This window comes from Marinobacterium aestuarii (assembly GCF_001651805.1).
GTDB lineage: Bacteria > Pseudomonadota > Gammaproteobacteria > Pseudomonadales > Balneatricaceae > Marinobacterium_A > Marinobacterium_A aestuarii.
In genome coordinates this window covers 1,438,474-1,449,915 of the sequence record NZ_CP015839.1, presented here as the reverse complement: position 1 = coordinate 1,449,915, position 11,442 = coordinate 1,438,474, and the positions used below count along the sequence as shown (strand labels likewise).

10 protein-coding genes are annotated in these 11,442 nt (G+C 58.4%); 3 read left to right on the top strand and 7 right to left on the bottom strand.

Annotated elements, in window-relative coordinates:
• Positions 1-92 precede the first annotated feature (92 nt).
• Complete coding sequence (locus A8C75_RS06440; RefSeq protein WP_067379663.1) at positions 93-1,166, top strand: diguanylate cyclase domain-containing protein; 1,074 nt, start codon at positions 93-95, stop codon at positions 1,164-1,166.
• Positions 1,167-1,234: 68 nt separating this feature from the next.
• Here A8C75_RS06440 and A8C75_RS06435 read toward each other — a convergent pair whose 3' ends face one another.
• Positions 1,235-2,101, bottom strand: coding sequence for a sensor histidine kinase (locus A8C75_RS06435; RefSeq protein WP_067379660.1), 867 nt, complete (start codon positions 2,099-2,101; stop codon positions 1,235-1,237).
• Between the two features lie 263 nt (positions 2,102-2,364).
• Entirely contained in the window at positions 2,365-2,985 is a 621-nt protein-coding gene (locus A8C75_RS06430; protein WP_067379658.1) for a response regulator, read from the bottom strand.
• A gap of 327 nt (positions 2,986-3,312) precedes the next feature.
• Here A8C75_RS06430 and A8C75_RS06425 point away from each other — a divergent pair, with 327 nt between their 5' ends.
• Positions 3,313-4,290, top strand: a complete 978-nt coding sequence (locus tag A8C75_RS06425) for a TDT family transporter (protein WP_067379655.1) — start codon at positions 3,313-3,315, stop codon at positions 4,288-4,290.
• Positions 4,291-4,311: 21 nt separating this feature from the next.
• Here A8C75_RS06425 and cysG read toward each other — a convergent pair whose 3' ends face one another.
• The 5 genes from cysG to A8C75_RS06400 form a co-directional block, all read right to left on the bottom strand.
• The gene (cysG, locus tag A8C75_RS06420) at positions 4,312-5,763 is read right to left on the bottom strand and encodes a siroheme synthase CysG (protein ID WP_067379651.1); all 1,452 of its coding nucleotides are present in this window, start codon (positions 5,761-5,763) and stop codon (positions 4,312-4,314) included.
• A gap of 589 nt (positions 5,764-6,352) precedes the next feature.
• Entirely contained in the window at positions 6,353-7,072 is a 720-nt protein-coding gene (locus A8C75_RS06415; RefSeq protein ID WP_067379650.1) for a phosphoadenylyl-sulfate reductase, read from the bottom strand.
• A gap of 100 nt (positions 7,073-7,172) precedes the next feature.
• Positions 7,173-7,664, bottom strand: a complete 492-nt coding sequence (locus tag A8C75_RS06410; RefSeq protein WP_067379647.1) for a DUF934 domain-containing protein — start codon at positions 7,662-7,664, stop codon at positions 7,173-7,175.
• Complete coding sequence (locus A8C75_RS06405) at positions 7,648-9,312, bottom strand: nitrite/sulfite reductase (protein WP_067379645.1); 1,665 nt, start codon at positions 9,310-9,312, stop codon at positions 7,648-7,650. The genes A8C75_RS06410 and A8C75_RS06405 overlap by 17 nt, the downstream gene beginning before the upstream one ends.
• Positions 9,313-9,376: 64 nt before the next feature.
• Positions 9,377-10,162 (bottom strand): sulfite exporter TauE/SafE family protein, encoded by a 786-nt coding sequence (locus tag A8C75_RS06400; protein ID WP_067379642.1) that lies wholly within the window; start codon positions 10,160-10,162, stop codon positions 9,377-9,379.
• A gap of 293 nt (positions 10,163-10,455) precedes the next feature.
• Between A8C75_RS06400 and cysD the strand changes: the two genes are divergently transcribed.
• Positions 10,456-11,373 carry a sulfate adenylyltransferase subunit CysD gene (cysD, locus tag A8C75_RS06395; protein ID WP_067379639.1) on the top strand — a complete coding sequence of 306 codons (918 nt, stop codon included), beginning with the start codon at positions 10,456-10,458 and terminating at the stop codon, positions 11,371-11,373.
• The last annotated feature ends 69 nt before the right edge of the window (positions 11,374-11,442 follow it).

Below are 11,442 nucleotides of genomic sequence, written 5' to 3'. Positions count from 1 at the left end.
CAATGCGGAACCTCGGCGCACCTGCACGCCGATAAATAGGGTTATACTGCTGAGCGGACTTTCAATATAGCGCCGACAGGACAGCATTAAGGATGATGGACGCGACCCAGCACACACGTGGCCTGCAACTCGTCAAACGCATCTACCCTGGGCGCAGCACTGGATTTATGCTGGGCGCCATCAGCGTCGCCTCGGTGCTGTATGAGCAGAATGTCGGCCCCGGCAGCTGGTTAATGATTGCCTTCAGCGGCCTTCTCTGGCCCCTGCTGGCGTACTGGCGAGCCTGTCGCAGCAGCAATCCCTACGCCGCTGAAAAGCAAAACCAGCATTTTGATGCCGCCCAATGCGGCTTCTGGACCGCCATGATGGGCTTCAATCTGCTGCCGGCCACCATGGGCTTTGCCATGCTGGGCATGGTGCTGCTGTCCCTGGGTGGCAAAAAACGCTGCCTGAAAGGCATCCTGGTTTTTACCCTGACCGCCGCTGTCACCTGGTTACTGAGTGACATACCGCTGCAACTGCAACCTTCACTGTTCACCCTGCTGGCCAGCGTGCCGATACTGCTGTTCTATCCGCTGCTCATCGGCTACAGCGCCTACAGCTTCGCCCTTGCCGCCAATGAACAGCGCAAGCAGCTGGAAATTGTCAGCCGCACTGACGGCTTGTCAGGACTGAATAATCGTCAGCACTGGGAGCAGCGCGTCGCCGACGCCTTTGCCCAGGCTCATAGCGAGCAGCATGCATACAGCCTGATTATGCTGGATATTGATTATTTCAAGCAGGTAAACGACCACTTTGGCCACGGTGCCGGGGATGATGTGATTCGTCAGGTCGCCCGTCTGCTGGAGGAGTGCTTTGCGCACGACGCTTGCCTGGGCCGCTATGGCGGTGATGAATTCGGCATACTGTTACCGAACTGCGGCGCCGCCGAGGCTCTGGCGCGGGCCGAGAAAGCACGCCAGCATGTTTTCACCTACCTTCATTCCCAAAGCCCCGCAACCATTAGCTTAGGCATTGCCGAACTCGATACGAAAGCCTCTGCCGAGAGCTACTCCGACTGGATTCTGCATGCCGACCTTGCGCTCTATCAAGCCAAACGCCAGGGGCGCAACTGCGCCGTATGCTTCTCCCAGCTGGCTGATGCCCGCCTGACCGCAGAGGCCTGACATAAGGCTGCACATATCCAGCCCAGCGCCCAGAGGCCGCATTGCCGGATAGAGTCCACCCAAAAGAATCAGTTAAAGACGTTTTTCACCGCTATGGGCAAACTGAAGGTGACACGTCCCTGGGCCATATCCCCGCGCATGCGCAGGTGACCACCATGACGCTCAATCACGGCACAGGCATCGGGACTGCGCATAACAGGCTCACTCCAGACATCATCGGTGCTTAGCCTGGTCATGCGTGGCAACTGCAGATCGCCAATATCCTGCACGGTAATCAGCAGCTCGCTTTCGCTCTGATGCAAACGCACCAGCAAGCGACTGCTGCGATGCTGACTGACCAGCTCCACCACCAGTGAACGCAAGGCCGACGCCAACAGTTCAGTCTCGCCGTAGAGGGTTCCAAGTGCGCTGGGTGCCTGCAGGAAAAACTCGTCAACGCCTTCCAGTGCCGGGCCGAACGCCCGCTCAATAAGCATCAGCGGATCCACCGCCCCGCCCCTGAGATCCGCCGCCAACAGCACCTTAGGCGCGTCAGGCTGGGCCTCCAGTTGCAGCAACTGCTGTAACTGTTTTAGCTGCTGTGGCTCAAGAGAAGCCTGCACAGCCGGACTGGAACAGAACTCGACCAACCCGCGCTGGGGTTCGGGCACCCGTGTCGCCTGCATGTCCACGACCGCATCGGGCTGGTGCTGAAACAGCAGGAACTCAAACTTGAGCCAGCGAATGGCCAGAGCAGAATGGAGTTGCTGGGTTACCGGCTGGCGTATCAGGACATGATCACCCTCGCGGTGCAGTACCTCGACCTGCATGCCAGGCACCAGAGCAAACTGACGCTCGGCCAGTGTGCTCACCAGCAACAGGCTGCCGGTGTGATTAATAAGGGCGACTCTGCCGTGGAGCTGATCGAGCAGGCGCTGGAAGAACGTCAATCGCATGACACACAAATCCGGAAAAATCAGAATGCGTGTATATTACTACATTTTCCGAATTTATCGTTCAATAACCTGGCCGCATACACAAAGCCCCTCACAAAAGCAGGGCATAGCTGTAGGCCGGTTTTACACTTACACAAAAAACGGGGCACACGGGACCAGAACAGAAAGAACAAGCATCACAGGATCCAACGCAGCTGTGTTAGAACGCAGCGCAATCAGGCAGTAAGAAAACAAGTGGCTCAATCAGACGATTGAGCCGGCGATTAACGGTTGCGCTGGCGCTCGAGAATCTGCTCAACACGCAGCTTTATTTCATTAAACGGAATCGGCTTTGGCAGCACCTGGCACTCGACTCCGACCGGCATACGCGTCAGCACCTCATCGGCTTCCAGTGCTGAAATCACCATCAGTTCCATGCGCTCCAGCAACCCACTGTGCTTGAGCGCCGCAATAATGCTGAAGCCATCAATATTTGGCAGGTTCAAATCGAGCACCAGCAGTTGCGGTTCCACCTGACCCACACTCAGCAATCCACTGTAGCCATTGTCCGACAGATGCAGCTCCAGCGGTAGCTGCCAGCTTTTCAGCGTCAGCTCATAGAGTCGCAACAGCACCTTTTCATCATCGATGACCAGCACCCGCACCGGCGCATTGCGAGAGGCATCCGCCTCATTCTGCGCATCAGACAACACCGGTCCCTTGCCGTCCTGCAGCTCGCGCACCAGCTTTTCCACCTGCAGCAGACTGAAGCGACGATGCCCGCCCGGTGTTTTCCAGCTCTCGATAACTTCGGCATCCGCCCACAACTGCACCGTGCGCGCAGACACGCCCAGCATTTCAGCCGCCTTGCGACTGGTACAAATATCATCCGGTTTGAATTTCATGGGCATTCTTTGCTATGTGATCCTTGACAGCGGCATTTTACACCTTTTTGGTACCCTGCGTTTATGCACGGGAAACCCCTAGTTTCAGCTTAACAGCCTGCGGGTACAATTGCGCTACAGCTCGTCCCCCGACAAGGCTTCCCTTCCCCGCACGCGCCTCTGGCCTGGCATCACAAAACGCCAGGGAGACACCCACTATTGCCTAATGGTTACCGCCCAAGCATTCAATTCTGCTTAACAACCCGTACAATACGTCTAGATGTTATTTAAAGCAGCAAATCATTAGCATGTATTGCTCTTTTTGCCCGCGTTCTTGAGATCCGATCCATGTTTCACGCCTTCAAACTCGCCACTCGCCAGGTACCGACTCCCCTGGCCGGGCTTGCCCTGGGTATTGCCGCACTCGGCGCCTGCTGGGAACTGTACAGCCCGCACCAGGGGCAGGCTCAATTGACCGGCGCCCTGCTTGCGAGCGTCCTGTTGCTGGCGGTTCTGTGCAAGTTTGTGCTCAACCCACTGCTGCTGTGGCGCGACCTGGCCCACCCGGTTGTGGGTGGCGTAGTACCCACCTTCAGCATGGCCACCATGGTCATCAGCGATGCACTGCACCCACTTGTGCCGACCTTTGCCGGTGGCATCTGGCTGCTGGCCGTGGCATTGCACCTGACATTTCTGCTGCTGTTCGCGCTGCACCGCATTCGAAAGTTCGAACTGCACCATATGGCGCCGAGCTGGTTTGTGCCGCCCGTGGGCATCGTCAGCGCGGCCCTGACCTGCCCGCCTGAAGCCGTCGAACTGGCCCGCAATCTGATGTGGTTTGGGCTGATCAGTTACAGTCTGCTGCTGCCGCTCATGCTGTACCGGCTTATTTTCGCCAAGCGCCTGCCGCGGGCGGCCCGCCCCATCCTGGCCATACTGGCGGCGCCTGCCAATCTCTGCCTGGCAGGCTATATCAGCATTATCGATGAACCGTCCATTCTGCTGATTGCCGTGCTGGGCACGGTGGCCCAACTGATGACACTGATCATATACATGGCATTTTTTCAGCTGATGCGACTGCCGTTCAGCGCCTCCCACGCCGCCTTTGCGTTTCCGGTGGTGGTCAGCGCACTGGCGATGCTGGAGCTCACCGATGTCCTGCAGACGCTGGGGGCTCCTGCGGATGTAGTAGGCCAGATAGATACGCTGGCAACAGCGCAACTCGGCCTCGCCAGCCTGATGGTGCTCTATGTCTCAGGGCGCCTGCTGCTGTATTACGCCACCAGCCTGCGCGCAGCCGAGGCCCAGTCGACCAGCAGCGACTGACCGCGCTACCCGGGCAGGGCTTTAGCCCTGGGGGCTATCGTCGGGGCCGTGGTGTACCTTCATCAGGGTGTGGTTGCGCCCCTCCACCAGCTCATCGCCGAACCAGGACAGGCTGTCATGCATTTTCACCACTTCACCCACAATCACCAGCGCAGGCGCCTCAAGCTGCGCCTTGCGCTGCAGTTCGGCGATCGTATCCAGGGTGCCGGTCAGTACCTTCTGATCAGCAGACGTGCCTTTTGAGATGATGGCAGCGGGTGTAGTGCCCGGCTTGCCGTGGGCCACCAGTTTGGTAGCCAGTTCCGGCAACGTATGCAGCCCCATGTAGAACACTATGGTCTGATTGGGGTGCACAAGCTCTGCGAAGTTGAGGTCCGTGGTGCGATTTTTCAGCTGTCCGGTGACAAATTTCACCGACTGCGCATGCTCCCTGTGCGTGAGCGGTATGCCGGCGTAGGTGGCACAGGCGCTGGCGGCGGTGATCCCCGGTACCACCTGGAACGGGATACCGTGGGGCTTGAGCGACTGCAGCTCCTCGGCACCACGGCCGAAGATAAACGGATCACCGCCCTTAAGACGGCATACGCGCTTACCCTGCAGGGCATATTTCAGCAGCAGCTCGTTGATGCCCTCCTGAGGCACGGCGTGATTGTCCCGCTGCTTGCCGACATACACCATGTCTGCATCACGCCGGCACAGATCCAGCACCGCCTCTGATACCAGAGCATCGTAGAGCACCACATCGGCCTGCTGCATCAGGCGCAGCGCCTTGAATGTCAGCAGCTCCGGGTCGCCCGGACCTGCTCCCACCAGATAGACCTCGCCCACCTGGTGTTCGGGATCACCTTCATCGAGCTTGGATTGCAGCAACTTTTCCGCCGCCTGCATACGCCCGGCAAAAGCCTGCTCCGCCACCTGCCCCTGCAACACCGACTCCCAGAACTTGCGGCGCTGATTGACGCCGCCAAAGCGCGCCTTGACCTGATCGCGAAAACGCCCGGCCAGGGCTCCGAGCTGGCTATAGCCATTGGGAATCAGGGTCTCGAGCCGGGCCCGCAACATGCGCGCCAGCACCGGTGAAGCCCCACCCGATGAAATGCCAATAACGATGGGGGAACGATCAACAATGGCCGGAAAGACGAAGGTACAGAGCGCCGGGCAATCCACCACGTTAATCGGCAAGCGGCGCTGCACGGCATCATAATGGATACGCTCATGCAGGACTTCATCGTCGGTCGCCGCGACCACCAGCACGCAACCGTCAAGCAGGGCGGGATGATATTCGCCAATCACCTGCTGACCGCCCTGCACCTCGACCATTTCAGCCAGCTGCGTACAGATATCCCGCGCCACCACCGTCAAGCGGGCACCGGCACGCAACAGCAGCTTGGCCTTGCGCATGGCAATCTGCCCACCGCCCACCAGCAACACCGGCTGGTCCTTTAGACGGAAAAAAAGAGGAAGGTACTCCACGATCCGAACTCCTGCTGCCTGATGACAATCTGTAGTGTATCTCAATTCGCCGCGCTCTCAGCGCACGCACGCATAAGCCTGTAGCAAGATCGCTGCCAAGGCGTGAAACCTCATCACAGCGGTCTTTTGGCACCATTTTAAGGCCTATCGGACAAACACCCTGGGATTCCAGCCGATTGACGGCCAAGCCGCGTACCGCAGCAGCTAGAACGCCCCATAAAAGAGCAGCAGAACGCACCAAAATCGAGCGTTAGTGTACTGCTTCGCTCTTAGAGGCGCTTTTAGCGAGTCGCCAGGAGGTTGGCCGCACGGCGCATTTTCGAAGGCATAGTGGGCCTATGTCGAGGAAATGCAACACCGCGAACGGCCTTCTGGCGGCTCGCCCGCAGGGAGCGCGCCAATTCGCGCCCTGCTGCGTTACCGCTCTTGGCAAGAGCCCCACTATTACCGGCGAACGGCGCCTTGCCGGACACGAGTTGGCGGGCTCTATAAGCACCCATTAGGGCGAAGCAGTACACTAGACCCTATCCCGCACAACAAAAACGCCGCGGCGGTAACCCGCAGCGGCGCCTGGGCACAACGTCCGACCTTACTTGAACTTCAGCGGTGTCGCCGGGTGCAGACCGCACTCGCGGTTGTCCGGATTTTCCCACCACCAGCGGCCGGAACGTACATCTTCACCCATGGAGATGGCACGGGTACAGGGCGCACAGCCGATGCTCGGATAGTGCTGGTCGTGCAGCGCGTTGTAGGGTACGTCCAGCGCGCGGATATAGGCCCAGACATCCTTCTCGCTCCAGTCCGCCAGCGGGTTCAGTTTCTGCAGACCGTTGCCCTTGTCCCATTCGCTGAAGGCGATTTCATCGCGGGTAACCGATTGTTCGCGACGCAAACCGGTAATCCAGGCTTTCTGGCCGGCCAGGGCACGCTTTAGCGGCTTGATCTTGCGCACGAAGCAGCACCCTTTGCGCAGATCCTGCGACTCATAGAATGCATTGATGCCATGGTCCGCCACAAAAGCTTCCACATCGGCAGCCTCCGGGTAATACACCTTGAAGCTCACCTGTGGATAACGAGCCTTGGCGTCGGCCAGCAGTTTCAGGGTTTCCTCCGGCAGACGCCCGGTATCGAGCACGAAAATGCCGATGCCGGGGGCGTGCTTGCTGATCAGATCGGTCAGCACCATGTCTTCAGCGCCAAGACTGTTGGCAAACACAATGCCGGCGCTATAGTCGTCAGCCGCCTGCTTCAGCAGGCCGGCTACATGCTCAACCCGGGCGTTCAGCTCGGCGCTCAACTGCTCACTCATGCAAAGTATCCTCTATAAAAAACGGCTGTCGGCCATGCCGCGGAAAGTCCGACGAGCATGGCAACAGCCGTTCTGGCGACAAGATGTCTAGCTGCCCCACTTAACCCTGACGGTAGATCGGGCGCGGATCGTCAGCGCCGGCCTGGTAATGCACGCTCACTTCACCGAAGGCATTCAGCACTTCTGGCTTGAAGCGGTCTTCCGGCACAGCCAGGGCATCAAAACCGCAGCGCTGCATATGGTCCAGACGATCACGGGTGACATCGCCCACGGCGCGCAGCTGACCGGCAAAACCGGCGCGACGCACGAGACGCGCCTGGCTGAAACCACGGCCGTCGCGGAATACCGGGAACTCGATAGCCACCAGCGCCAGGCCGGACAGGTCTGTCAGCAGCGGCTCTATATTATCATCACCGTTGAACTGCACACCCAGACGACCGGCGCGGCCATTCAGGCTGTCGCGGTTTTCCAGGTAAAGCGCCAGCGGCACAACGATATCACCGTCCTGCGGCACCTGTTCCAGGGTCGCTTCCGCATCCAGAAACTGCCAGCTATCCTGGGCTACAACTTCGCGATTAATGAGCAGCGGCATAGACTTTCTCCTTGAACGGGGCAACACCGATGCGACGCACCGTCTCAATGAACAATTCACCTTCTTCGCGGGACTCAACGTAGGTCAGCAGCAGCTTTTCAAGCGTGTCTGCGACTTCATCAGCCTGTACCGAGCGACCCAGCACCTTGCCCAAAGACGCATCTTCCTTGTCGGAGCCGCCGATGGTGATCTGATACCAGTCCTCACCGCCCTTGTCGACACCCAGAATACCGATATGGCCGACGTGGTGGTGGCCACAGGCGTTGATGCAGCCAGACATATTGAGGCGAATTTCACCCAGTTCGTACTGGTAATCCAGATCTTCGAACTTCTGATTGATCTGATCAGCAATCCCCAGGGTCTTGGCGTTGGCCAGAGCGCAGAAATCGCCCCCCGGGCACACGATCATGTCGCTGAGCATGTTGATGTTCGGACGCGCCATGTTGTGCTCGGCCAGCACCTTCCAGAGTGCATACAGATCAGCGTTCTTCACATCGGCCAGCACCAGGTTCTGGGTGTGCGTCACGCGGATTTCGCCGCCGCAGTACTGATCAGCCAGATCGGCCACTATATCCATCTGCAGATCGGTGGCATCGCCTGCCGGTGCCAGCATGGGCTTGAGCGAAACGACCACGGCACGATAGCCGTTCACCTTGTGCACTACGGTGTTTTTCTCGTACCAGACACGGAAATCCGTATCGGCTTCGAGCTGTGCGTTCAGGCTGACATCTTCAGCCGCCTCCGCGTCGTATTCGAAGGTGTTGAAGAAGTTTTCCACGCGGGCGAATTCTTCAGCGGTGATTTCAAGCTCAGGCTGCTCGGCCTTGATCAGTTCCCATTCGGCTTCAACCAGACGGGCAAACTCTTCGGCACCCAGTGCGTGCACCAGAATCTTGATACGGGCCTTGTACTTGTTGTCGCGACGACCATTAAGGTTGTACACGCGCAGGATAGCTTCAAGGTAGGACAGCAGATCAGCCTTGGGCAGGAAGCTGCGGATCGACTTGCCGATCATGGGTGTACGGCCGAGACCGCCACCGACCAGCACTTCAAAGCCAACGTCACCGGCGGCATTCTGCACCAGGTGCAGACCGATATCATGTACCTGGGATGCGGCGCGGTCTTCCGGACCACCGGTGACGGCGATCTTGAACTTGCGCGGCAGGTAGGCAAACTCAGGGTGCAGCGTGGACCACTGGCGAATCAGCTCGCAGAACGGCCGCGGGTCTTCGATTTCGTTGGCGTTCACACCGGCGAAATGGTCCGTGGTGGTGTTGCGGATACAGTTGCCGGAGGTCTGGATGGCGTGCATCTGCACCTGCGCCAGTTCCGCCAGAATATCGGGCACTTCTTCCAGCTTGGGCCAGTTGAACTGCACGTTGGTGCGGGTGGTGAAATGGGCATAGTTCTTGTCGTACGTACGGGCGATATGCCCAAGCTTGCGCATCTGTACGGACGACAGCAACCCGTAGGGAATCGCCACACGCAGCATTGGCGCCTGACGCTGAATGTACAAGCCATTCATCAGTCGCAGCGGCAAAAATTCTTCATCCGGCAGCTCACCTGCCAGGAAACGTCGGGTCTGGTCACGGAACTGCGCCACACGCGCATCCACCAGACTCTGGTCTACTTCAGTATATTGATACATGCTAACTACACCTTGCCTGACGGGGAGGCCCGCCACTCATCTCAAAGCCCGTGGAAAGATTCGATCAACCTGCCAGAACAAAGCGCAGACCAATCGCGAATAGAATCGAACCCATGATCGGCTGCATCACTCGCGGCGACAGCCGGACGCCTACATGACTGCCCAGAAATACACCAGGCAGGGAACCGATCAACAAGTATACCAGCAATGTCAAATCGACATTACCCATTGAATAGTGCCCGGCACCGGCGATGCTGGTCAGCACCACGGCGTGAACCAGGTCGGTACCCACGATAGCCGGCATGCTCAGGCGCGGGTACAGCACAATCAGCATGGCCGTGCCCAGTGCACCGGCGCCCACGGACGACAAGGTGACCAGCGCACCCAGCAGCAGCCCCATCAGGGTGGTAACCAGGGGGCGCCAGCGCCGCGCATGAACGGCCAGCGGATGACCGTCAAGGCGCATGGCGCGCTCGCGAATCTGATTGCGCAGGAACACGGCGATCGAGGTCAGTACAAGCGATACACCGAGCGTCATGTTCATCAGGCTCTCGATGCTTTCCAGCGCCTCGAGCCCTTTCAGGTAATGCAGCGTCAGCAGGCTGCCCGGCACGCTGCCCAGCAGCAGCATCCCAACCACCTTCCAGTGCACCATCTTGCGCCGCGCATAGGACCACATGCCGCCGAACTTGGTGACTGCGGCATAGAGCAGATCGGTGCTCACGGCCACGACCGGTGCTATGCCAAAGACAACGATCAGAATCGGGGTCATCAGGGCACCACCACCGATACCGGTCAGCCCAACGATAAAACCGACGACCAAGCCTGCAAAACTGTATGCGAATTCCATGCTGCCCAACCACTCATGCAGGCGAACTGCTGCTATTAATTGCGGCCATCATACTGGCCACCACTTATAACTCTAAATACTTATTTGAAATTTTGTTATAACCAAAATAACACAAAAAACCCAACAGAACCCACCGACCTCTTATTCCATATAGATCTAAACGAAGTCTAATATATTCTTTTTGATTGTATGCGTAATGCTGCAATAATGCGCCGCATCATAGGTTAATAGCCGTTTGGCGCCCACCGGGCAGCAAACAGCCTACTCAATACAGGTAAGGAAGGGGTCGATCCATGAATCAGTTGCCGGAACACCGTCTGACACATCTAAGACAGCTGGAAGCCGAGAGCATCCACATCATCCGGGAAGTGGCCGCGAGCTTTGACAACCCCGTCATGCTGTACTCCGTCGGCAAGGACTCCTCCGTCATGCTGCACCTGGCACGCAAGGCGTTCTACCCGGGCAAGCCCCCCTTCCCGCTGATGCACGTCGACACCACCTGGAAATTTCGCGAAATGATCGCCTTTCGCGACAAGATGGCGGAAAAGGCCGGCATGGACCTGATCGTGCATATCAACCCCGAGGGTGTTGAGATGAACATCAGCCCCTTCGTGCACGGTTCCAAAACCCATACCGATGTCATGAAAACCCAGGGCCTGAAGCAGGCACTGGACAAGTACAAGTTTGATGCGGCCTTCGGCGGCGCCCGTCGTGATGAAGAAAAATCCCGCGCCAAGGAACGTGTCTTTTCGTTCCGCGACAAGCATCACCGCTGGGATCCGAAGAACCAGCGCCCGGAACTCTGGAACACCTTCAACACCCGTATCGACAAGGGTGAGAGCATCCGCGTCTTCCCGCTGTCCAACTGGACGGAACTGGATATCTGGCAGTACATCTACCTCGAGCAGATCGAAATCGTGCCGCTGTACTACTCCGCCCTGCGCCCGGTTGTCGAGCGTGACGGCATGCAGATCATGGTGGATGACGACCGCCTGCCGCTGCAGCCAGGTGAAGAGCCCGTAATGAAAAAGGTGCGTTTCCGTACCCTGGGCTGCTACCCGCTGACCGGTGCCGTTGAGTCCGAAGCAGACACCCTGCCCGAGATCATCCAGGAAATGCTGCTGACCACGACGTCCGAGCGCCAGGGGCGAGCCATCGACCACGACGGCGCAGGCTCCATGGAACAGAAAAAGATCGAAGGCTACTTCTGAGCAACACCCAGGGCCGCGACCGCGTCGACCACGACGGTACAAGACCCATGGAACAGAAGAAGATCGAAG